Below are 23,596 nucleotides of genomic sequence, written 5' to 3'. Positions count from 1 at the left end.
TTTAAATTAGTCAGTTTAAGTGGTTAGTAGATAGACCTTAAAATTTAGCTAGGTTATTTTTACTGTCCTTGTCGACTAGCTTAATGTAAGGATCAACCCCCGCAAATAGTGGCTTTTCTTTTACTTTAAGCTCAATAGTATTAGTACCTGATACTATTTGGTGCTTTTGAGAGTAAATAACAAAATCTTCAGCTAGTAGGTTTTCAGGGTCATCGCTAAACAATGCAATATCAATTAGCTCATCGAGCGGCTGTTCAGTTTCTTCACCTTGGCCATCCGCACGCTGTTTAACGGCTTCTACGCTAAGTGTTACAGTATAAAATCCTTCGCTATCAACGCTATCTGTAACTGACACATCTTTCATCTCAAGCTCATATAAGGTGATATATTTAAACTGATCGTCAATAAAACTTTGCTCTGCTTGTGTTGCGTCTTGTTTTAAATAGCTAAGTAAATCAAGTGTTGTTGGGTATGGTGTTGATTGGTACTGAAACTCATTTAAAAATGCTTTGAGTGCATCATTTAACCGTTTTTCACCTAAACGATCATAAATCGCCATCATTACCACAGATCCTTTATTGTAATGAAGATATTGTTGAGACTGCGTTTTATATAGTGGCATTTCTTCAAAGGCTTCCCCTGTACGCCCTATTAAGTACCTATCAAGCTCAAATTTTAAAAACTTACGTAGCTTCTCTGCGCCAAAGCGTTTTTCAAGCACCATAAGCGCACTGTATTGTGAAAGCGTTTCTGACATAACTGCGCTCCCCTCAACATTTGCTCCCGACACTTGATGCCCCCACCACTGGTGCGCTACTTCATGTGCGGTAACATAGTAAGGGTAGTCAACTTTACTCTCATCTCTTAAGTCTGTAATAAACCCCATGCTTTCTGAGTAAGGGACTGTATTGGCAAAACTTTGTGCAAACGAGCGATACTTAGGAAATTCAATTATACGTAGCTGCTTATGCTGATACGGCCCAAATGCTTGTGTAAAGTAATCTATCGAGTCTTGTACCGACTCAATCATGCGGTCAACATTCCATGCATGATTTTTGTGGTAATACACCTCAATATTTACCCCATTATGCTCAACCTTTTTACTTTCAAGTTCAGCCGAAAGCACCCCATAAAAGTTTAAAATAGGCGCATCCATTTCATAAACAAAAGTGCGGCGCCCGTCTTTTACACTTTCACTTTGTAAATACCCTGGGGTAATAGCAAATTGCGACTCGTCGGTTGTTACCGTTGCCTTAAAGTTAATAAACCCATTAGCTGCACCAAAATCACTTTGAGTATAGTACTGACTGTCTTCTAGCTTATGGGCACGTTCAAGTTCTGGTAAATCATGCTTACGGCGTTCAAATTTATCAGCTACCTGTAAACCACGGCTATAACCAAAGCTAGGAAGGAGTTCCAAGTTATTAATAAAAGTGCCATTGGCAACTAATTGTGTATCAGAGTCTTTATCAGTAAAGGCTGTATGATCACGAGTAACCGACAGTTGCCCTTCTCTTATTTCGTTTGGCATAAGCGGCTGCTCAAACTCAAACCATGCTGAATAAAGCGCTGGTAATTTTTCAACTATCTTACCGCCTGCCATAGCTACATCCCAACTTTTAGCGTGTTGAGGTGATCTTATTAACACTCGCGTAATTGGCTCGTTAGAGGTATTAGTAAATTTAATTTTTGCCACAGCACTTAAAGCACGCTTTTTTGGATAAATATCAACAGTTAAGTCAACATCGGTCACCATAGGTACTGCTAAGTCTTTGTATTGTGCAAACTGCTGTTCATAACTTATTTGCTTGTCTTGAAACTCATCGCTCGTAGTAAACTCATTCAAAACTCGCGTGTTGTTATAAATATTGTAGCCTGCACCAACAAACACTAGTGCACTAATAACCGCAATCGCTTGCCCTTTTAACGACATATTATAACGAAGCATAGACAGGCGTGTGCGCAGCGTTTGTGAAGGACCACGGTGCCATAACGCAAACCCAACAATCGCTAAAACAAGACTTAACGCGCCCCAATATAATGTGTACCAATGCGCAGCTTGTAAGAAATGTCCATAACCATTTATATCAGAATACGGTACGCTACTGCTTTGCGAAAAATGATACATATGATGCTCAAACCCATAAGAACCCATTACTTTTTGCGCTATGTAATACAAAATAAACAAACCCATTCCTACATATTTATTCGGGCTAATAATCTGTAAAAAGAAGGCGAGTACTGTCAGCATAATCAACGGTAAAATCGATAAATAAACAATCCTAAATAAATACTGTCCTAGCTCTAAATTAAATTGACCTTTAAATAACTGAACTGTAATTGTGAGTATCATTCCCACGAGGAACAACCCAGAAACAGCGGCGATTAAAGCCAGTATTTTTGACACCCAAAAAACACTGTTATGTACAGGAAAGCTGTCAATAATATCGCCCATGCCACTTTGTCGCTCTCGCCACACAAGCTCAGCACTATAAAAAGCGATAATAACAAACAAAAATAAACCAGAAATACCGCTAATAATATTGACCATATTCTGAGTTAAAGGCCAGTTAGTAGTGCCATAAGCACCAATAGGCGCAAACAGAGGGATCATAAGCGTTACAAAGCTTACACCCGCTAAAATCATAAAAGGAGCACTAAATATAACTTGTTTAAGTTCGAATATACTGCGCATTATTAGCTGAGATTTAGTACTAATCCCCGCTGATTTATAATTTTTAGCACTATTGATAAGTGCAGCTTGTTTATTTTGTACAAAAGCAGAGACTTTAAATTGCTTCTTCTGTTTTTTAGTTACTATGCGGTTGCTTAGCTTTCCAAGGCCAAAAAACATTGCAACACTGATTGCCACCCACAATATACGGTTAACTAAAAGGTCACCTGTGAGCGTTAGCACTTCTGTGTTTTTATCATTTACAGTCCAATAACGTGTTAAATCAATTAACGAACCTGAACCAAATGGGTCGGCGTAAACAACAATATTTCTAAATGCTAAATCATCAAAGTAAACGCCGGCAATTTGATAGGCTATAAAAATCACAACAGCTGCTACATACACCGACATCATGGTTTTAAAATAGACCGCTACACTATTAAAAATAGCCGAAAGCACAAGTAAACTTGGCACTGCTAAATAAAGATAAGGCGCAGCGTAGTACATTAGCTTATTAGGACCAATCAATTCGCCATCGAGCCAGCCAACTAATAAACCAAATTGCGACCCTAAAAACACACCCAATGGCACGCTTAAAAACACAATAAGTACAACTAAGTAAGAACCAAAAAAACGCCCTGCTTGATAAGGCACAGGATTAACAGGCTTACTAAATACCAGCTCATCCATTTTGCTTTCACTGTTGCGAATAGCAGAGCTGGCAACAAAGTTAACCACTAAAAACATAGCGAGTGTACAAAATGTAACGGTTAAAAGCATAATCGAGAACGGCGAGTTCATATGAACATTCGCCCCACCTAGCGGAAACTTACTACTGGAGCTTATAAAAAACGCCATAAAAAAGAAGATTAATGAGGTCACATAAAACGAAGGTTGGCGCATAAAATAGCGCAGCTCAAACGCAAGCATATTAAAAAACATAACGCCTCCTTATGCTACTTCGCTGTTACGATGATTAAGCAGTGTAGAAAAATACACATCTTCTAAATTTGCATTACTTGCTTCAAACCCTTGTGGAGCCTGCTCTGCTATTACATGTAAAATTGTTTTCCCTGCAAATAAGCGCTTAGAAATAACCGGTAATTGCGGCTCAAGTTCTTGCGCTTCTTCTTGGCTCATGGCTTTGCGCCAAATTTGTCCTTGGAGCTTATCGGTAAGCGCTATTGGGTTACCTTCCAGTAAAATCTTACCGCCAGCCAACACCGCCATATTTGGGCAAAGCTCTGCAACATCTTCAACAATATGGGTCGATAATATAACTACTTTTTGCTCGCCTAAGCTTACTAATAAGTTATGGAAACGATTACGCTCTTCAGGATCTAGCCCCGCTGTTGGCTCATCAACGATTAGTAAATCAGGGTCGCCTAGTAAGGCTTGTGCAATACCAAAACGCTGGCGCATACCGCCCGAAAAGCCACTTACCGCTTTTGAGCGATGTTGATATAAATTAGTGTGCGCAAGTAACCCTTCAACCGACTCTTTACGCTCCGCTTTATTATGAATACCCTTTAAAACAGCCATATGGTCCAGTAAGTCGTAAGCACTAACACGCGGGTACACACCAAAATCTTGTGGTAAGTAACCTAAGCGTTGGCGCAGTGCCTGTGGGTCTTTAAATACATCAATGCCATCAAAAGTAATTGAACCTGAATCAGCCGACTGTAGTGTTGCAATGGTACGCATAAGCGATGATTTACCTGCGCCATTTGGCCCAAGCAATCCAAACATCCCTTTACCGATAGATAAATCAACACCTTGTAGTGCATGTACGCCGTTATCGTAGGTTTTAGATAACCCAGTTATTGATAGCATTTTTACTTCCTTGAATATGAGTAATTATTTTTATGATGTTTTATACCACAAGAAAAACAGGAACATAAGTTACTTACTGGTTAAATTTGTAACAACAAATAAACATAATTTAAACTCATAACACTTGCCTACGCTTTATTCACTCGGTATAAAAACCACATATACTTTTTATAAGAAGCGAAAAGCCATGCAAGATCACCAAAGTCAGCCATTAAACGACTTTATAGAATACCCACACGACGAAATGCTAAATCGCGCTAACGAGTTTTTAATCACTAGCCAACGTCGCCATAGCATTCGCAGCTTTAGCGATCGCCCAGTACCAAAAAATATTATTGAAGCATGTATAAAAGCAGCAGGTACAGCACCCAGTGGAGCGAATCATCAGCCTTGGCATTTTGTTGCTATAAATAGTAGCGATGTAAAAAAGCAAATAAGAGAAGCCGCCGAAAAGCTAGAACGTTCTTTTTATGAAGGGCGAGCAGGTGAAGAATGGTTAGATGCGCTAAAACCGTTAGGTACCGACGCCAATAAACCTTATTTAGAGCATGCACCTTGGCTTATAGCTGTATTTAGTCAAAAAAAGGGCGGCGTAAGCACTGATGATAAAAATACGAATTATTATGTGCATGAGTCTGTTGGCTTAGCTACCGGCTTTTTAATTCAAGCTTTGCACCGTTCAGGTTTGGCAACCCTTACTCATACTCCAAAACCAATGAGCTTTTTAACCGACATATGTGGCCGAGATAGGGATAACGAGCGCCCGTATATGTTACTTATTGCAGGCTACCCAAGTGAAGATGCCACAATACCGGCTCATGCACTGGATAAAAAATCTATCGATGAAATAGCTACGTTTATTTGAGATGATCTTTAACCGCAAACTTATCGCTTGGGTTAAACCTTGCGATAGCATGCTGCTATATATTTGTAGCTTCGCCTAAAGATAGTGGCTGTTTTCGTACGAAATCTATTTAAGTACAAATGCTGCAAAAAATTAATAGCACAAAAACAATACAATAGAGCTGAGGTTATTCTAACCTGCTTTCGCTGCGCTACTCACGCCACTAAAAATCGTTAGTCTTTACAAAATAAGTTATATAGCGTGCCAAGTAATTGCACTGCGTTATCGTCAATTATACGATAATAAATAGTTTGGCTTTCACGGCGAGTGGCAACAACATTCGCTTTTCGTAGTGCAGCTAAATGCTGAGAAAGTGCCGATTGTGCTAAAGGTACGGCTTCATTTAGTTGCGATACACTCATTTCTTTATCTTGCAAAGAGCATAAAATCATTAAGCGATTTTTATTCGCTAAAATTTTTAATAACTGCTCTGCCTGCGCCACATTCCCAGCCATTGCAATAAAGTCGATATTCATAGCATGCTCTTATTATAAAAAGTGATTGGAGTATAAATATATGCATTGTTAATGTCTAACATTAGAATTTACTAATATAGAAAAAACGAATATAGTAAATAAAACACTAAATAAAATTGAATAGCTCATTTTTTAATTGCGGGACTCATAATTGCCGTATTTGTATAGCTGCAATATTTTGATCCTAGATGAATATGGCTTACTGTTTTTATTACACTAAACTCAATTCAATCTGCTATTAGTTGTTTGTATTTGATGATCACACAATTACGCAAACGTAACCTTAAGGAATAAAAAAGCATGCTTACATCAATCCCTGATTTACTTAAAATTATCACACCTAACCAGCGCCGTATTGACGCAGCACAAGCAAAGCTCGAGCTTGAACAAAATAAAGGCTTACTTATTGATGTGCGCGAACCAGCAGAACACGCAACAAATGCAGCTGTTGGAGCAATAAATATTCCGCGCGGGTTACTCGAAATGAAGTTGATGGAAATAGAAAAAGATGCAACACGCCCAATTTACTTACACTGTGCCAGTGGTGCACGTGCAACCCTTGGTGCAGAAGCGCTAACACGTGTTGGTTATGAAAACGTTAGTGTTATTACCTGTGATGCAAGCCAAATATGTAGCGTGTTTTAAGCATCTACTTAAGTGCTTGCAGTTATGCACCTAACAAAGGTAGGTGTTTAACGCTGTGATAAGTCAGTGCTAATTTAATACACGCTTTAAGTGGGTACTCTGGTAATGGCTTTTCACTATTTAACACTATTGCTCTATTTCCTTCAAAAGTGAGATTATGAGAATATAATTCTCTAAATGTAATTACGAGCTTTGATTGGCAATGAAAAAACAAATAACATGATGATCCTTTAAAGCCAATGCGAATGGGGCTGCCATTTATTGTGCTATAGCTTGGCTCTCCCCACTTTATTGACTCCTCCACAGCTCCCAAGTTTTGCTCTTGTGCTACGGTATAAATTAGCTCCCGTAATTTTATAAGCGTACTTTTAGTTATCTGAGGATAATTATTAAATATATTTTCAATATCCGTAGTCACAAAAACATCCTTATAAGCAAGATATTGGCTGTATTTAAAAATAAGTTACTTTTGCTGCCTTTCATCAAGTAAAACAAGTAGCATCTGCTCAATATTTTTAACACTATAAGTAAGTGCTCTCAGTAGCTCTTTCTCACTTTGTTCTGTCGCCTGCTGCGAAGTTTTACCTTGATTAGCCAATACATCTTTTTGCTCAAGTATCGCTTCTCTAAACTCACTCGCATTAACTACACCAAGCAAAGACACTAAAGCCCCATTTCCTGACTGCCCTGCCGTTTCAAAGCTTAAACGATATAACCCAAACAGTCGCATTAACGGCCCTTGGCTTAATCCAACATCAGTTATTTTTTCAAGCGGAATAGATTTTTCTTCTTTAAATAATATGCCACGTTTAACTACCAATTTTTGTGGTAATAAGTCAGCCGACATAGCTGCGAGTATTCGCCCGCCCACCAGCCATACGATAAGTAAAATGATAGGTATAAGCGGTATAGTAACAAGAGCCAACATTGCAAATAGCGAGGTAGTAACCATCCAATATTGTTTTACCTTGTAATCGAATGAAGCACTTTTTAAAATATGTTTTGTCATTGTTTTAATCCTTTATCTATATAACTACAAATACACTCTGTAAACTTCAATAATCTCTACTCAATCTTACAAACTAATAACGACTTTTATAGCAAGGGCAATAAACACAACACCCAGTATTTTATCAAGCCATGGGTTTTGCTTAGTAAAACCAAAGCGATTTTTTGAAACCTCAGTAAGTACTGCAACTAGCAAATACCAACCTGTATCAATTATAAACACGGTTAAGCACATAATAATGCCAATGCTTAAAGTGAGATTTTGCGGGTCTATAAACTGCGAAAACAACGCTAAAAAGAAAATGGCTAATTTAGGGTTTAAAAATGCAATGGCGAATCCATCTTGCAGCGCTTTAGTTGCACTTACCTCGCTTTTTTGTACTTGCAGTTCGTCATTATTGGGTTTTGCTAATAGTATTTTTAAACCTAAATAGGCTAAATATCCAGCACCCAAATATACAAGCACTTGGTATACCGTTGGAAATTGAGCCATCAATGTCCCCAAACCAAGTAACGAAGCGGCCGCATAAAGCCCAACACCCACGCCATGGCTAAGTGCAGCAAGCATACCGTTTTTCATTCCGCCACTCATTGTATGCTTTAGTACAACTGCAAGGCTTGGGCCTGGCGACATTGCACCCATCATGCATACAAGTACTAAACTAAACCATGCTGCTAATGTCATTTTTGTCCTTATAGTTCATCGTTTTCTATTAATAATATATAGGCCGTTATTTGGCCTTATTACTTTCCAACCTTCTTGATTTTAGCGGTATATGCTCTCATTTAAATCATTTACATCAATGTCGTTACTAAAAACCACGCTTTTTAAATTCTACTATTTTTTGCATTGTTTGTTATCCACTTTATAAGCTGTATTCAAAATCGTAATAGTGAATGCCCTGCTCAACACGTATTTTCATGCTGCCAGTTAATCCTTCTAGCTCATTAGTGCCTGAGTCGGGGATTACATTTAAAATTAGGCTGTCTTGGCCTTTATCCATAGTGCCAAAATGCTGCAATACAAAACTGCCTTTTTTGCCGTCAAGCTCACCTATCACTTGCTCTATGGCAACATAACCGGCACTACCTTGCGTAGGGGTCATAGCGCTTAGCATTTCGCCTTGGCTGGTAGCATTAAGCGCACCAGTAAAAGTTTTATCAATCGACATGCGTCCTAAGTTAATGCCTTGCTGACCTTTGGTATAACCTTCAATAGGCGCTAAAGCCACTGTAAATTCACCGCTTATTATTTTTGTTGTCATAGCTATTCCTTATTGATGATATTTAATACTATTGATTTTTAATCCGATGATGCCATATCTATACCTTAACCTTTAAAAAGAATCCACTATGTCAAAAAACACATCTACATCCGAAAAAGCCGCCTTTAGCAGCTTATTACCTGTTTTTGCTTTTATTAAACCGTATAAATGGATGGTAGTCGCCGCGCTAGCTGCGTTATTAGTAACTGCGGGTGTTAACTTGTCACTGGGCCAAGGTGTTAAATTTGTTATTGATCATGGATTTATTGCAGGCTCCAAAGAGCAATTACAACAAGCTGTACTTGTACTCATTGGTTTAATCAGCTTATTAGCAGTAGGCACTTTTAGCCGTTTTTATTTAATGTCGTGGATTGGTGAACGAGTAAGTAACGATATTCGAAAAGCCGTGTTTAATCGTATTGTTACGCTACACCCTAGCTACTTTGAAGAAAACCGCAGTGGCGAGCTTATGTCGCGTTTAACCACCGACACCACATTACTGCAATCAATTATTGGTTCATCCTTTTCTATGGCGCTGCGCAGTGTACTTATGTTGATTGGTGGACTTGCTATGTTGTTGTTTACTAATTTAAAACTCACTTTAGTGGTTGTAGCCTGTGTACCACTGGTACTTATTCCTATGATGATATTTGGTCGCAAGGTACGTAAACTAGCAAGCTCTAGCCAAGATGCCATTGCCGACATAAGTACCTATGCCGGAGAAATCATACAAAATATTAAAGTAGTGCAAAGCTATAGCCATGAAGAACAAGAGCAGCATGCCTTTGCACTTGAGACCGAAAAAGCCTTTAACGTAGCTAAAAAACGCATTAAACAGCGTTCGTTTTTAATAGCCGTAGTGATTTTTTTAACCTTTAGTGCCATTAGCGCTATGTTATGGGTAGGTGGCAGTGACGTACTTGCAGGTACCATGACCGGCGGCGAGCTAGGCGCATTTGTGTTTTACGCTATTATGGTTGCAATGTCGGTGGCAACCGTTGCTGAAGTATATGGCGAGCTACAACGCGCAGCAGGCGCGGCGGCAAGATTACTTGAGATACTTGCTGTTAAAAGTGAAATAGAAAACCCGCTAAACCCACAAGATAGTAATTTACTGCAAGAAAGTAGCAGCCCTGCTATTACGCTTGAAAATATAAGCTTTAACTATCCCTCTCGCCCAGACGTAAGCGCACTTAATAAAATAAACCTAAATATAAATCAAGGCCAAACGGTGGCTATTGTTGGCCCTTCTGGCGCAGGTAAAACAACGTTATTTGAATTACTACAACGCTTCTACGATCCAGCTAGCGGAGCCATTAAATTTAAAGATGTAAACATTAAAGATTTATCGCTTAATACTCTGCGCAATAAAATGGGCATGGTAGCGCAAAATCCTATTTTATTTAGCTCCGATGTAATGCATAACATTCGTTATGGCAACCCAAGTGCAACCGACGAGCAAGTATATGCCGCAGCAAAGTATGCGCATGCCGATGAATTTATCAAACAGTTACCGCAAGGTTATAACAGCTTTTTAGGTGAGCAGGGTGTGAGGTTATCGGGTGGGCAGAAGCAGCGTATTGTGCTTGCACGTGCCATATTAAAAGACCCTGAAATACTTCTTCTTGATGAAGCCACCAGCGCGCTGGATGCGCAAAGCGAACACCATGTACAAGCTGCACTTGAGCATTTAATGCAAAACAGAACAACGTTAATAATTGCCCATAGGCTGGCAACGGTAAAACATGCCGATGTAATTGTAGTAATGGAAAATGGGGAAATCATAGCAACGGGTACTCACCAAGAGTTGTTAGCAAGTAACCCGTTGTATCAAAAACTGTGTGAATTACAGTTTAATAAGGATTAGGGTCTGTTGACCTTTCAAGGTTAAATTTGCAAGGTTCAAGAACCCTAACCTTCGGTATTTGGCACTATCTGAATTTCTACGCGACGGTTTTGAGCACGGCCATTTGCACTATCATTAGTTGCAATTGGCCGTGTTTCGCCATAGCCCATAGTGCTAACACGTGTAGCCATAATTTGTTGGTTCACTAAGTAGTTTTTAACGCTTTGAGCGCGTTCACGCGATAGGTTCATGTTGAAGCTATCTTTACCCGTACTGTCAGTATGCCCTTGCACACTAAGGTAGGTTTTTTCGTACTTGTTCATTACTTTAGCAATCGCATCTAACGTATCGTTAAAGCCTGATGAAATATAAGACTGAGCAGTCGCAAACGTAATGTTTGATGGCATTACTAAACGTAAGTTGTCACCTTCACGCACTACTTCAACACCTGAACCCGCTAACTCATCACGAAATGCTTCTTCTTGCTTATCCATGTAGTCGCCAACAGCAGCGCCCGCCAGTGCACCAATAGCGGCACCAATAAAAATACGTTTATCTTTATGATTACCCGTAGCCTTACCTAATACACCTCCGGCTGCGGCGCCTATAGCGGCTCCTTTACCTGTGTTATTCATTTCACAACCAGAAAGTAATACAGCTACTACGGTTACGCTTAAAAGTGATTTAGTTAAAGTCATGGTGATACCCTATTCATTAAGAATTTAGCAAGAGTATGCAAATACATGTATGAACAAACTATGAAGAGAGTGTTAAAAGCAACGCATCTTGCTTGATTGTTAAACAGACCTCAAACTAATGTGTCATTTTAATAAAAATGTCATACTACGCTGTGACAATTTAATGAATTTTACAAAGGATATTGGCGCAATGTTAATTGCTATTTTTAGACAGTTTTTTTTACTAGGGTGTATGAGCTTTGGCGGCCCTGCTGCGCATTTAGGTTATTTTAAACGCCACTTTGTAGACTCGTTAAATTGGTTAACTAACACGCGTTACGCACAACTTATTAGTTTAAGCCAAGCGCTGCCGGGGCCTGGCTCTAGCCAAGTTAGTTTTGCTATTGGTGTTGAGCGTGCTGGAGTACTGGGTGGTATAGCTGCTTTTGTAGGTTTTACTCTGCCTTCGTTTTTAATAATGGTGCTGCTTGCGGTGAGTGCTCATCAGTTTGACGCTGTTTACTTTGCCATTATTGCAGGCTTAAAGTTATTTGCCGTTGTTATAGTTGCTGATGCAACACTTAGTATGGCTAAAAGCTTTTGTACAAGTGCTGCGCTTAAGTTACTTGCTGTAATGAGTACACTTGCTTTGGTGTTATTTCCAATGATGGGAACTCAAATCGCTATTTTAATAACCGCTGCAACAATAGGTGCTATATGGCCTTTATTAAAACTGGGTACAGCCACAGAAAATGTTAGCAGTACAAAAAGTAATATTAATTGGATTGCACTGGGGTTATTTGCGCTCTTACTTGGTGTGAGCTTTATTCCACTAGGACATGAGTTTGCTTTGTTTGCCCCTTTTTACCAGGCAGGTGCAATGGTGTTCGGCGGCGGACACGTAGTACTGCCGGTACTTCAAGCTGGCGTACCAGCATTGAGTGATGATCAGTTTTTAAGTGCTTACGCGAGTGCACAAGCAGTGCCTGGGCCTATGTTTACTATTGCTACTTACTTAGGCGCACAACTTACTACAGAACAACCTTTAGTGGGTGCTCTTATAGCTACACTGCTTATATTTATGCCTGGTTTTTTACTTATACTCGCATTCCAAAAGAGCTGGATTAACTTGGCAAGTAAGCCACGTTTTGCAAGCTCAATAGCGGCGCTTAATGCCGCGGTAGTAGGTTTTTTAGCGGCTGCACTGTATTCGCCAATTTGGACATCAGCGGTGCATAACCTTTGGCAAGTTGCGTTAGTAATAATTACATTTGCATGGCTGCGATTTAAAAAGCCACCTATTTGGTGGCTCTTAGCTTTATTTATTGCTGTGGGTCTTTTACAGCACTATTTGCCATCACTCTAAATGTTGGCTTATCTGTTTGTTGCTCGTTAGGTGGGCTTAATTGCCCACTTACACTTTGATACGCTCTAAGCCCAAACACGGGTAATACCGCAAGTAAATGGTCCATTATTTCGGCTTGTAAATGCTCGTACGAAATCCAGCGTTTGTCTTCACTAAAGCAATAAAACTCAATAGGTAAACCATGGTTTAGTGGTTGTAGCTCTCGTACCATTAACGTAAGCGACGTATTAATTTTACTGTGCTGTTTTAAATAGCCTTCAGCATAGCGACGAAATAACCCTAAATTAGAAACCTGAGCAGGTAATGTCGTCACTCGAATATAGTCGTGCAGCGGAATAGCCGCATCAATTTGTTTTCTAAACTCATCACCCACTAAACAAATACTGTGCATATCAATATTGAGTGAACGTTTAATACGTCTACCGCCCGACTCTTGCATGCCGCGCCAGTTTTTAAATGAACCCGCTACCAGCATATAAGTTGGAATAGTTGTTATGGTGTTATCCCAGTTACGTACCTTTACAGTGTTTAAACCCAAATCAATTACTTCGCCATCGGCGCCGTAATTTTCTACTTGAATCCAATCACCATAGGTTACTAGGCGATTTGCTGCTATTTGAATACTGGCTACAAAGCCTAAAATAGTGTCTTTAAATACTAATAACGTAACGGCAGCAATAGCACCAAAGCCAGAGAGAATATAAGTAGGTGACTTCTCAAGAAAAATGCTCACAATTAAAATTGCACACACAATAAAGGTTATTAGCTTAACAACCTGAATTAAGCCCTGAATAGGGACTTCGCGTGCAAACTCTAACTGGTTATAAATAGTACCCGCAATGCTCACAATACTACTAAAAATAAAACCCGCATAAATAATAAGCAAAGCTTGTCCTATTGTTTTTAGTATTTCTCCTGCAATTTCATTAACTGGGTATACGCTATCAAACGTAGCTAAAAACAATACGCAGCACAGCATTCCGGCAATACGTTTATTTAGCTTATTAAGCATAGGAGAAAGCGCACCAATTCGCTCAGGAGAAAGCCTCGTCACTATTTTTTGAATGCCAGGTAACATTAATCTACGAGTAAATAAGTAAACAATTAATAAAGAAAATATCCCTATTGAGACTGCGGTAATTGAGCTAAGAAAATCCGCGTCGGGTACTTTTTCAAACCAAGGAGCAATTAATTCCTGAAGATGGGTGTTGGTCATAGTGTTTCAATTTCCTTACTGATTTGTGGTTCAGGTAAATCTTGTTGAGCATAAATGTCGGCAAGCTGCTGATCTTTAGCAACCCATAGCTCATTCACATAATATTGAAAATTAACTTTAAATACGTCATCGCTTTGATAGCTGCCCTGCATATTGTCATTAATGGGCGTTACGTCTATTGAAACATAAATAGAATCTAGCTCACCTTTTAGCAAGTTACGACAAACGTGATCTGTCTTACCGCTGTATACTAAACTTGTATTAAGCATGGCATCAAATTGATCGGCTAATACTTCAAGCGCAAAAGCAATGCCACCCGCTTTGGGCTTTAATAAATGCTTAAAAGGACTTTGTTGCAGATTATGTTTGGCTGGCGTATAGCGTGTACCTTCAACAAAATTAATGATGGTAGTAGGATGATGACGAAAATTACGACAGCTACGCTTCGTGCGCTCTACATCCAACCCTTTCAACTTTGGATTTTTAGCAAGCTGCGCTTTGCTTACCCGTTTCATAAACGGCATACCCATAGCCCACGCACCAGTGCCAATAAAAGGCATGTACTTTAACCCGTCTTTTAAAAAGAACTTAGGGGCAGGCAATGCATGTAATGAGCTAAGTACAGTTATATCTAACCAACTCGCGTGGTTACAAATAAGTAAATACCAACTTTTTGAGTTTAAGTCGCCACTTATATCAACCACAATGTTAGGGCAACCTAACCAAAGCCCTAAACGGTTGCCGTTACACCAACCTCGGTAAGCGCTGTGTAATATAGAGTTAACCACAGGCAAAGGCAGTAATAACTTAATAAGGCCCAGTACAAATACTAGCGAGCCAAAAAGTATCATGTTAGAAAACAATACGCAGCCTACAATTAAGCCGTTAAGCCAATTTGGTAACCACTTTTTTAGCATAACTGTAAGCTCATATTTTTACCTTTTACTTATGGGTTTTTTCGAGCGATTGTAGTGTTTGCTCTTTGTTTTCCCATAAGCGGTTTAACTCGCTTTGAAAGCGAACTCTAAATTCAGAATCACCGGTGTAGTCACCAATAAGCTCTTCGCTTACCGGCCTTACTTCCACGTGTACGTTGATATTTTTTACCTTACCACCAGCAAAATCCATAAAAGTAGGAATACCATCTGGGTACTGAATGGTAACGTTAACCACTTTAGTAATTTGCTCGCCCATTGCTTGCATTACAAAAGCAATACCGCCCGCTTTTGGTTTTAATAAATGTGGGAACGGGCTATTTTGGCGCTCATGCTTTTGCGTAGTAAAACGAGTGCCTTCTACAAAGTTAACCACACTTACAGGCATCTCTTTAAATTTTTCGCAGGCTTTACGTGTGGTTTCTAAATCTTTGCCACGCAGCTTTGGATTCTTTTTTAATTGGCTTTTACTCGTGCGAGTCATAAACGGAAAATCAAGCGCCCACCAACATAAACCTAAAATAGGCACGTAAATAAGCTCTTTTTTCAAAAAGAAGTTTAAAAATGGAATTTTACGATTAAACACGCGCTGTAATACTAAAATATCGACCCAGCTTTGGTGATTTGCAATTACTAGGTACCAATCTTTTAATTTAAGGTCTTCAAGGCCAGTTACATTAAGTTTAGTTGGCGTGAATAACGCTTGATTTAAGCTATTAAAGGTAACCCAAATAGTTGCAAATTGCTTAGCTGCCCAGCTCATAAGCTTTTGTAGAGGCTTAATAGGGATAAGCTTTATAAGCCCACAAACAAAAATAGGCACAAACCAAAAAAGTGTGTTTATTGTGTAAAAAATAATACTAAATACACTGCGAATAACTGACATTACTTCCATTCCTTTAAACATTGCGCAGCCACTAATACTGCGCTTTCAGTTGCTTACAAATTAATCTTCAAAATAGGTATAGCCTTCAAGGCCTGCATTAAGCTCAGCTAAATAACCTTCTTTACACTGCGTCGATACATCAAGTTTATTAACTTGGTACGCAAAGTTGTCAGCTAAAATGGCGCTATCATAGTCAACAAACTTTAATACATCCTTAACGCTATCACCTTTTATAGCATTGGTTAACACGTAGCCGTCGTCGTTAAGCTCTACGTGCACCGAATCAGTGTCACCAAATAGGTTATGTAAATCACCTAGAATCTCTTGATACGCGCCTACCATAAACATAGCAATGTGGTATTGCTCGCCATGCTTATATTCTGGTATTGGTAGGCTGGTTTCGATACCAGCGCCTTCAACGTATTCGCGAATTTGCCCGTCAGAATCGCAGGTAATATCTTGAATAATCGCGCGCTGAGTCAGTGGCTGAGTTAAGTTTTCGATTGGCATAACAGGAAACAACTGCTGAATACCCCATACATCAGGCAACGACTGAAATAATGAAAAGTTAACAAAGAGTTTATCAGCAAGCTTTTCATTTAAATCGTCGAGTACTTCACGATGCGCGCGCGCGTTATTACTAAGCGATGCACGTACACGATGTAAAATAGTAAAGTAAAGCTGCTCTATTTTCGCCCACTCTAGCATGCTTACTAAGCCATGCACGTACTGATCGTGCGCTTCGCTAAATAAGTGCATAGCGTCGTGATAAATTTCTAATGCCATACGCGGGTTTAAACGCTGTAAACACTGCCACATTTCATCAAGCACTAATGCGCTATTTTCAAGCGGTGGCTCTGGATTTAAATGATTAGGCGCTTTTTCTACGTCAATTACATCGGTAATTAATACCGCATGGTGAGCAGTTAAAGCACGCCCCGATTCGGTGATAATGGCAGGATGCGTAAGGTTATGCTGATCGCACACTTCTGCAAATGCATTCACTACGTTACGCGCGTACTCTTCTACGGTGTAATTCATTGAACATGCACTACGCGAGCCAGAGCCCTCGTAATCAACACCTAAGCCGCCGCCCACATCAACGGTATTTAACGGTACGTTTAATTGTGTAAGCTCAGCAAAGTGACGCGCACATTCACGCAAAGCACGGTGAATATCACGAATATTGGCAATTTGAGAACCAATATGAAAATGCACCATTTGCATTAAGTGCAGCTTATTATGCTTTTTAAGCACTTCAACAGCACTTAGTACTTGGCCTGCTGTTAAACCAAACTTGCCTTTTTCGCCGCCCGTGTTTTGCCACTTGCCTTTGCCTACTGAGTTTAGGCGAATGCGAATACCAATAGCCGGTTCAATGCCTAGGTTGTCTATTTCTTCAAGTAGTGTGGTCAGTTCTGAAAGCTTTTCTACCACAATTTTTACGCTGTGGCCCATTGCTTGACCAATACACGCTAAGCGTAAAAACTCACTGTCTTTATAGCCGTTACACACTATTGTGATTGGCTCTTTTGCTACACCCAAAATAGCCATAAGTTCTGGCTTTGAGCCTGCTTCTAGGCCAACAAGCCCGCTTGGATGCGCTAATAGTTTACTTACTACAGAACGTTGTTGATTTACTTTAATTGGGTAAACACAGGTGTATTTTCCGTTATATTCGCGATTTGCTCGCGCCTGCGTAAACGCGTTAGTAAGGGTGTCTACACGATTTTTTAAAATATCGGTAAAGCGTACTAAAACCGGCAACGTTAAACCTTGTTGCTTAAACTGCTCAGTTAATTGCGTTAAAGAAATGGCCGGTTTTGTTTGGTCGCCATCTGGGTAAGCCACCAGTTCGCCTTGTGCGTTAATATCAAAATAACCATCACTCCAATGAGCAACGTTATAAGTGGCGCGTGCTGTTTCTAAACCCCAGGTCATGGCAACTCTTCTTTAGTCAATTAGGTATAAAGGCGCATTTTAATACGTCACTATCCACTAGGCTAACAAAAATTGAACTTTCACTCACTCCTAACTAACTTTATTCGTCAAATCAGTTAAAATGTCATTGAGCAAAACGCCAAGCACTGGCAGAATTGCCCCTTTTTCATACTCAACCTAAAAAGTGTAATAGTAACTATGGCAAATTTAGATCAAAGTAAGTGGTTTACTGAAATTAGCGACCGCGATGGCAGCGCATTTTCATTACGTATTAATAAAAAGTTAGATGAAAAACAGTCTCCTTTTCAAAAGGTAGAAATGTTTGAAACCACAGACTTTGGTAATTTAATGATCATCGACGGGTGTACTATGGTAACAACCCGCGAAAACTTCTTTTATCATGAGATGATCAGCCACCCTGCACTTTTAGCGCATCCAAACCCTAAAAACGTCGTTATTATTGGCGGCGGCGACTGCGGTACTTTACGCGAAGTATTAAAACACCCAGGCGTAGAAACTGTAACGCAAATAGATATCGACGAAGTAGTAACGCAAATGTCGTTAAAATACTTCCCAGAGCTTTGTGAATCTAATAACGACGCCCGTGCAACTGTTATGTTTGACGACGGTATTAAATACATGCGCGAAGCCGCTGGCGAATCTATCGACGTAGTGATTGTTGATGGCACAGATCCGGTAGGTCCAGGTGAGGGTTTATTTAACCATGCGTTTTACACAAGCTGTTTAGATGCACTGCGCCCAGGTGGTATTTTAGTACAACAAAGTGAATCACCACTTATGCACATGCCACTATTAGTTGAAATGCGCGAAGCAATGTTAAGCGTAGGCTTTAACGATTTACAAACATTACCATTTCCACAACCAATTTACCCAAGCGGTTTATGGTCAGTAACACTTGCACGTAAATCACAAGCATTTGACGGCTTTAGAGAAGATGGCGCGGCACAAATAGCCGAGCACAGTGAATACTACAATAGCGGTATTCATCATGGCGCACTCGCTACACCTAACTACATGAAACGCGCATTCGATAAAAAATAATCTATACCAATTTTATTAAACTAAAAAGGGAGCATTTAAATGCTCCCTTTTTTATGCTTTTAAAAACGCCATTGCGCATTTAGCATTATTTGCTGCTGCGAGATTCGTTCATTAAATCCAATTGGCTCTCTATTTTTTGCAACACTTTTAAGTGCAGAACCTTCAACCCCTATTTGTAGTTTATTAGTGAGCTGGTAGCGCCATGTTGCGGTTAAGCCTTCCCCATTACTTGCATTAGGGTCAAACGCGGTTGTGTCGTTGTCAGTAACTTTAAAATAATCATAACGTACTGAAACTCGATGTTTGCCTTCTTTATGGCTCAGCATTAAATAATGGCTATAAAAAGCATTATCAATTAATGCGTTACTGCCCATTTCAGTTTTACCATTAAGTACCTGTGCTATTAAACGTGTTTTACTATTAAACTTATAAAGCCAAGCGGCGCTTGTAAAGCGAGTATCCCAAGCATACTGCCCTGTACTAATATTAAGTGTGGTTGGGTCGCCATTATTGTTGTAATAATAAATTCGAAATTGTGATTTTTTTAAGTAATCCCAATGTACGCCAGCGTAATAGCCAAAACGACCGTCTACTTCTTCAAACGGTAAAACCTGATTAGCCTGCCAACGTAATTCGTATGCATTTAATGCCGCTATAGGCGCAAATTTAATACTTTCGTTAAATGTAGTTTGTCTATCGTGTAATGCAAAACCACGCCACGCAAGTAAAGTACCGGCAGGATCATTGCCTTTAAATGTAGCACCTACAAAACTAAAGCTATGAGCGCTGTTAAAACGTTTTGCTGGGCGCTTAATAGTTACCTCTGCGCCAACAGTGCGTACTTCCTCGCCTATCCAGCTATTAATAGCTGAGTTTGTATAGTTATAAGGAGAAGTCCACCCTATATCAGGATTTTCAAGCGACATAAGTGGGTAAAAACCCCCCACGCGCATGTGCCATTTATAGTTGCTGTTAGATAGCGGCTGATACTTTATATAAGCCTGCGTAAAACCAAGGCCAACGTCAGGATCTTGATTCGCATTTAACACCCCATGAGCCGACCAACTAGATGCTAAATCAACATTAAAATCTAAAATACCTTGGGATAAAATAAGTTCGTCGCTTTTAGTATCGTGCCGATATAGCCCAAGACCGCCCTCTTGGAAGCTACGTATATCGTCCCCCTGCACGGCTCTAATTTGTATCAAGCCTTTTACTTGTGCATACAATGCATTACTAAAACATAAAGCACCGGCTACAAATGCCAGCCTTATTAAGCGATTAATAGTCATCAAATTCATCCGTAGCAAAATCAATTTGCTCCGCAATTTCCTGCTTTACTTTATAAGTGATAGGGTTAGTAGCCACAGTAATAGTTTGAGATTCAACCTTACTAATATCACTAAACCCAGAATGCCAAACACTTAACGTGTATTCGCCTGAATTGGCATTTAAATCAACATTCCCGCTTTCATCAGTGATTGCAAAAATAGTGCTATCTACCACTACAATATAACCTAACATCCAATCATGAATATTACAGCCAAGCTCAACAACACCCGTTTGATCAAAAGTAATGGGCGCTTTTGGATGCTCCTTATATAGCTTTAATTCAAATGTTTTAGCTTTAGAAAATGAATAAACATGATGCATGATTGAGTCCGCATTCGGAAACTCTACCTTTGCATTTTGTGGGACAACTAAAATACGCGGCTTAAATTCTCGATTTTGCTGGGTCATCGCATAAGGTGCTTCTGGAGGAATAACGCTAGAGGGGCCTCCTGCAGTTAGCCATACAACAGCATTAGGTAATGGGTCATTATTAGCATTTTTAATTGTAATATTTGCTGCAAAAACTCCAGTACTAACACTTAGTAAAAATACATAAAGTAAGCTTTTTATCATTTTCTTGTCGCTATTATCAATTTGTTTACATTATAGACCGATTAAGCCACCAAATTCTTTCTATTTTTTAAAACATTGAATACGTATGTAAGCAGTCGTATTAATCATCAACAGTCATTATCCTTAGATGTCACCACCGACTCATCTAAGGACATACCATGAGAATACCAGCACTTGTGCTTTTAGCCTTTGCTAGTAATAGCTACGGACAAACCGTAGAGCTAAAATCGCCAGACACACAAATAACAGTAAGCATCTCTGACGAAAACAACACGCCAAGCTACGCTATAAAATTTAAAAACAAAGCGGTTATAAACAAATCTTTACTGGGGTTTGAATTTAAAACACAAGCAGCTTTTAGCGACGGCTTTAAAATTAAAAGCATTGAACAACAAAGCGTTAACTCGCAGTGGCAACAACCTTGGGGCGAACGCCAAAACGTTATTGACGAATATAACGAAGTAGCCGTTACCTTTACAAAAAACGAGCCAAATAAAGGTACCTACACTATTCGATTTAAAGCATTTGATAGTGGTGTAGGTTTTCGATACGAAGTACCACAACAAGCCGGGTTCGAACATACAGAAATAACCAAAGAGTTGACTGAATTTGCAATAAACAATAGCCATGATGCAACAGCATGGTGGATACCTGCTCGTGGCTGGAACCGCTACGAATATGTTTACAACACTACTCCACTTAACGAAGCTCCACTAGCTCACACACCATTTACGTTTAAAACAAGTGACGGTACTCATATTAGTATTCATGAAGCCGCACTTGTTGATTACGCAGGCATGGTGCTTAATCAACGCCGCTCTGGTACGTTCACTGCCGATTTAACACCGTGGTCAGATGGTGTTGCAGTTAAAAAACAAGGTGCTTTTAAAACACCATGGCGCACCATTCAAATAGCCGACAGCGCTGTTGGCTTAGTTAATTCAGATATAATACTAAACCTAAACGAGCCTAATAAACTCGGTGACGTGTCGTGGGCTAAGCCTGGCAAATACGTGGGTATTTGGTGGGGTATGCATATAAACACGCAAACTTGGGGTAGCGGTAAAAAACACGGCGCCACTACGCAAACCACAAAATACTATATGGATTTTGCAGCGCAGTATGGTTTTGATGGCGTACTCGTTGAAGGCTGGAATATTGGTTGGGATGGCGATTGGTATTTTAATGGCGATGTATTTAACTTTACCAAACCGTACGACGACTTTGATATAGCAGCACTGACTCAATACGGCAAAGAAAAAGGCGTACAGCTCATTGGCCACCATGAAACATCAGGCAATGTAAGCAACTACCGTGACCAAATGGAAGATGCTTTTGCCCTTTACGAAAAATCAAACGTAAGCCAAGTAAAAACAGGTTATGTAGCCGATGGCGGAAATATAAAACGTATAGACAAAAACGGTATTGCTCGCCACGAATGGCATGACGGCCAGTTTATGGTTAACGAATACCTTTATAACGTAAAACTTGCGGCTAAGCATAAAATTAGCATTAATACTCACGAGCCAATTAAAGATACAGGCCTGCGCCGTACTTATCCAAACTGGATTGCGCGCGAAGGCGCACGCGGACAAGAGTATAATGCATGGGGTTCACCACCTAACCCACCAGAGCATGTACCAATGCTTGCTTTTACCCGCATGCTTGCAGGACCAATGGACTTTACGCCAGGTATTTTTGATATGAGCTTTAATGGTTTAGGAGGCGATACAAACCGCCCACAAACCACACTCGCCAAACAACTCGCACTTTATGTTGTTTTGTATAGCCCAATTCAAATGGCTGCCGACTTACCTAAAAACTATTTGGCTAAGCCCGATGCGTTTCAATTCATTCAAGACGTACCAACAGATTGGCAGCAAAGTATTGCTATTGATGGTGAAGTAGGCGACTTTATTGTATTCGCTCGTAAAGAACGTAAAAGCACTAAATACTCAGGAAATGATTGGTACCTAGGTGCTATTACTGACGAAAAAGCCAGAACTGTTGAGGTAAAACTCGACTTTTTAGAGCAAGGCAAAAAGTTTGAAGCACAAATTTATAAAGATGGTAAAAGCGCAGAGTGGAAAAACAATCCGTACGATCTAGCTATCGAAAAACGTGTTGTAACTGCAAGCGATAAACTAATACTTAAATTAGCCACTAGTGGCGGTACAGCTATTCGTTTTAAAGCACTTTAAAATAGAAATTAAAGGCCGCAGTAAAATATAGCGGCCTTTAATTTAGTTCTCTAAATTGCAACTAACTTCATCTTCGCGTCTGACAGCAGACAAGGCTGAAGCTACAATACCAGTGGGGACAGCTACGAGTCCAAGCCCAATCATTAAGATGAAAAAAGTAAAAAAACGTCCCCCAATAGTTATAGGGTAGATATCGCCATATCCAACTGTAGTTAATGTGGCAACTGACCACCAAAGGCTATCAAAAATTGATTTAAAAACCTCTGGCTGCGCAGTGTGCTCAAAATGATAAATACCTACAGCTGAAAGATATAATAAAACCAAACTCATCCCTGTAAAAATAACTAACTCTTCTTTTGCTAAGTAAATAGCCCTCGCAAATCGAAGTAAAGCAGTGTTATATCTTACTACCTTCAATACTCGAACTAATCTTAATAGCCTAATTAAGCGTAATGTCCTTAAATCTACAGCAAATGCTAGATAAAAAGGTAAAATAGCAACAAGATCCACAACTCCATAGAAGCTAAAAACAAAGTTTAGCCTGCGTTGCGATAAGGCAACCCTTGTTAAATATTCAAGAGTAAAAATTACAGCAATTAACAGTTCGGAGTACTTTAAAAATACTTTTGTTTCACTACTTAAGTCTGGCAATGTTTCAACTGAGAAACACAATACAGAAAATAAAATTAACCCGGAAATGACCCATACGAATATTGGTCTATCTAAAAATATTTTATCATCTTCCTTAACAACCAC

At 39.6% G+C, this 23,596-nt stretch carries 21 protein-coding genes; 6 read left to right on the top strand and 15 right to left on the bottom strand.

Annotated elements, in window-relative coordinates:
* Nucleotides 1-37 precede the first annotated feature (37 nt).
* The gene (locus GQR52_RS16155; RefSeq protein ID WP_165729092.1) at nucleotides 38-3,616 is read right to left on the bottom strand and encodes a M1 family aminopeptidase; all 3,579 of its coding nucleotides are present in this window, start codon (nucleotides 3,614-3,616) and stop codon (nucleotides 38-40) included.
* 9 nt (nucleotides 3,617-3,625) lie between these two features.
* On the bottom strand, nucleotides 3,626-4,507 hold the full coding sequence (locus GQR52_RS16150; protein WP_165729091.1) for an ABC transporter ATP-binding protein: 882 nt from the start codon (nucleotides 4,505-4,507) through the stop codon (nucleotides 3,626-3,628).
* Nucleotides 4,508-4,694: 187 nt separating this feature from the next.
* On the opposite strand from GQR52_RS16150, the gene GQR52_RS16145 reads away from it, so the two are divergent.
* On the top strand, nucleotides 4,695-5,372 hold the full coding sequence (locus GQR52_RS16145; protein WP_165729090.1) for a nitroreductase family protein: 678 nt from the start codon (nucleotides 4,695-4,697) through the stop codon (nucleotides 5,370-5,372).
* Nucleotides 5,373-5,584: 212 nt separating this feature from the next.
* On the opposite strand, the gene GQR52_RS16140 is transcribed toward GQR52_RS16145, so the two are convergent.
* Entirely contained in the window at nucleotides 5,585-5,887 is a 303-nt protein-coding gene (locus GQR52_RS16140) for a metalloregulator ArsR/SmtB family transcription factor (RefSeq protein ID WP_165729089.1), read from the bottom strand.
* A 300-nt stretch (nucleotides 5,888-6,187) separates the two neighbouring features.
* Between GQR52_RS16140 and GQR52_RS16135 the strand changes: the two genes are divergently transcribed.
* Nucleotides 6,188-6,532: a rhodanese-like domain-containing protein gene (locus GQR52_RS16135; protein WP_165729088.1), complete on the top strand. Its 345-nt coding sequence runs from the start codon at nucleotides 6,188-6,190 to the stop codon at nucleotides 6,530-6,532.
* Nucleotides 6,533-6,554: 22 nt separating this feature from the next.
* Here GQR52_RS16135 and GQR52_RS16130 read toward each other — a convergent pair whose 3' ends face one another.
* The 4 genes from GQR52_RS16130 to GQR52_RS16115 all read right to left on the bottom strand — a co-directional run bounded on the left by GQR52_RS16130 (nucleotide 6,555) and on the right by GQR52_RS16115 (nucleotide 8,805).
* On the bottom strand, nucleotides 6,555-6,950 hold the full coding sequence (locus GQR52_RS16130) for a DUF1801 domain-containing protein (RefSeq protein WP_165729087.1): 396 nt from the start codon (nucleotides 6,948-6,950) through the stop codon (nucleotides 6,555-6,557).
* A gap of 45 nt (nucleotides 6,951-6,995) precedes the next feature.
* On the bottom strand, nucleotides 6,996-7,541 hold the full coding sequence (locus tag GQR52_RS16125; protein ID WP_165729086.1) for a PH domain-containing protein: 546 nt from the start codon (nucleotides 7,539-7,541) through the stop codon (nucleotides 6,996-6,998).
* Nucleotides 7,542-7,607: 66 nt separating this feature from the next.
* On the bottom strand, nucleotides 7,608-8,225 hold the full coding sequence (locus tag GQR52_RS16120) for a LysE family translocator (RefSeq protein WP_165729085.1): 618 nt from the start codon (nucleotides 8,223-8,225) through the stop codon (nucleotides 7,608-7,610).
* A gap of 181 nt (nucleotides 8,226-8,406) precedes the next feature.
* Nucleotides 8,407-8,805 carry a DUF3224 domain-containing protein gene (locus tag GQR52_RS16115; RefSeq protein WP_165729084.1) on the bottom strand — a complete coding sequence of 133 codons (399 nt, stop codon included), beginning with the start codon at nucleotides 8,803-8,805 and terminating at the stop codon, nucleotides 8,407-8,409.
* Between the two features lie 88 nt (nucleotides 8,806-8,893).
* Between GQR52_RS16115 and GQR52_RS16110 the strand changes: the two genes are divergently transcribed.
* Nucleotides 8,894-10,672: an ABC transporter transmembrane domain-containing protein gene (locus tag GQR52_RS16110; RefSeq protein ID WP_165729083.1), complete on the top strand. Its 1,779-nt coding sequence runs from the start codon at nucleotides 8,894-8,896 to the stop codon at nucleotides 10,670-10,672.
* A gap of 44 nt (nucleotides 10,673-10,716) precedes the next feature.
* On the opposite strand, the gene GQR52_RS16105 is transcribed toward GQR52_RS16110, so the two are convergent.
* The gene (locus GQR52_RS16105) at nucleotides 10,717-11,349 is read right to left on the bottom strand and encodes an OmpA family protein (RefSeq protein ID WP_165729082.1); all 633 of its coding nucleotides are present in this window, start codon (nucleotides 11,347-11,349) and stop codon (nucleotides 10,717-10,719) included.
* Between the two features lie 190 nt (nucleotides 11,350-11,539).
* Here GQR52_RS16105 and chrA point away from each other — a divergent pair, with 190 nt between their 5' ends.
* Nucleotides 11,540-12,694 (top strand): chromate efflux transporter, encoded by a 1,155-nt coding sequence (chrA, locus tag GQR52_RS16100; RefSeq protein ID WP_010554934.1) that lies wholly within the window; start codon nucleotides 11,540-11,542, stop codon nucleotides 12,692-12,694.
* Here the strand turns inward: chrA and GQR52_RS16095 are convergent.
* Genes GQR52_RS16095 through speA form a run of 4 tightly spaced genes read right to left on the bottom strand, consistent with a single transcriptional unit; the run spans nucleotide 12,651 to nucleotide 17,672 of the window.
* Nucleotides 12,651-13,910 carry a mechanosensitive ion channel domain-containing protein gene (locus tag GQR52_RS16095; RefSeq protein WP_024594278.1) on the bottom strand — a complete coding sequence of 420 codons (1,260 nt, stop codon included), beginning with the start codon at nucleotides 13,908-13,910 and terminating at the stop codon, nucleotides 12,651-12,653. The two genes, chrA and GQR52_RS16095, sit on opposite strands and share 44 nt — an antisense overlap.
* Nucleotides 13,907-14,827: an acetyltransferase gene (locus GQR52_RS16090; protein ID WP_165729081.1), complete on the bottom strand. Its 921-nt coding sequence runs from the start codon at nucleotides 14,825-14,827 to the stop codon at nucleotides 13,907-13,909. The genes GQR52_RS16095 and GQR52_RS16090 overlap by 4 nt, the downstream gene beginning before the upstream one ends.
* 25 nt (nucleotides 14,828-14,852) lie before the next feature.
* Nucleotides 14,853-15,731: an acyltransferase gene (locus GQR52_RS16085; RefSeq protein ID WP_024594279.1), complete on the bottom strand. Its 879-nt coding sequence runs from the start codon at nucleotides 15,729-15,731 to the stop codon at nucleotides 14,853-14,855.
* A gap of 60 nt (nucleotides 15,732-15,791) precedes the next feature.
* Complete coding sequence (gene speA, locus GQR52_RS16080) at nucleotides 15,792-17,672, bottom strand: biosynthetic arginine decarboxylase (RefSeq protein ID WP_007584591.1); 1,881 nt, start codon at nucleotides 17,670-17,672, stop codon at nucleotides 15,792-15,794.
* 198 nt (nucleotides 17,673-17,870) lie between these two features.
* On the opposite strand from speA, the gene speE reads away from it, so the two are divergent.
* Nucleotides 17,871-18,734 carry a polyamine aminopropyltransferase gene (speE, locus tag GQR52_RS16075; protein ID WP_010554937.1) on the top strand — a complete coding sequence of 288 codons (864 nt, stop codon included), beginning with the start codon at nucleotides 17,871-17,873 and terminating at the stop codon, nucleotides 18,732-18,734.
* Between the two features lie 59 nt (nucleotides 18,735-18,793).
* Here speE and GQR52_RS16070 read toward each other — a convergent pair whose 3' ends face one another.
* Nucleotides 18,794-20,026, bottom strand: a complete 1,233-nt coding sequence (locus GQR52_RS16070; RefSeq protein WP_024594280.1) for a hypothetical protein — start codon at nucleotides 20,024-20,026, stop codon at nucleotides 18,794-18,796.
* A complete protein-coding gene (locus GQR52_RS16065; RefSeq protein WP_024594281.1) occupies nucleotides 20,016-20,639 on the bottom strand; it encodes a plastocyanin in 624 nt (207 codons plus the stop codon). The genes GQR52_RS16070 and GQR52_RS16065 overlap by 11 nt, the downstream gene beginning before the upstream one ends.
* Before the next feature lie 158 nt (nucleotides 20,640-20,797).
* Between GQR52_RS16065 and GQR52_RS16060 the strand changes: the two genes are divergently transcribed.
* On the top strand, nucleotides 20,798-22,840 hold the full coding sequence (locus GQR52_RS16060; RefSeq protein ID WP_165729080.1) for a glycoside hydrolase family 97 protein: 2,043 nt from the start codon (nucleotides 20,798-20,800) through the stop codon (nucleotides 22,838-22,840).
* 42 nt (nucleotides 22,841-22,882) lie between these two features.
* On the opposite strand, the gene GQR52_RS16055 is transcribed toward GQR52_RS16060, so the two are convergent.
* A complete protein-coding gene (locus GQR52_RS16055; RefSeq protein WP_024594282.1) occupies nucleotides 22,883-23,596 on the bottom strand; it encodes an ion transporter in 714 nt (237 codons plus the stop codon).

This window comes from Pseudoalteromonas sp. 31A1, assembly GCF_011378815.1.
Classification (GTDB): Bacteria; Pseudomonadota; Gammaproteobacteria; order Enterobacterales; family Alteromonadaceae; genus Pseudoalteromonas; species Pseudoalteromonas arctica.
Note: the sequence above shows the minus strand (reverse complement) of the source record. Positions and strands in the feature narration are given on the sequence as shown.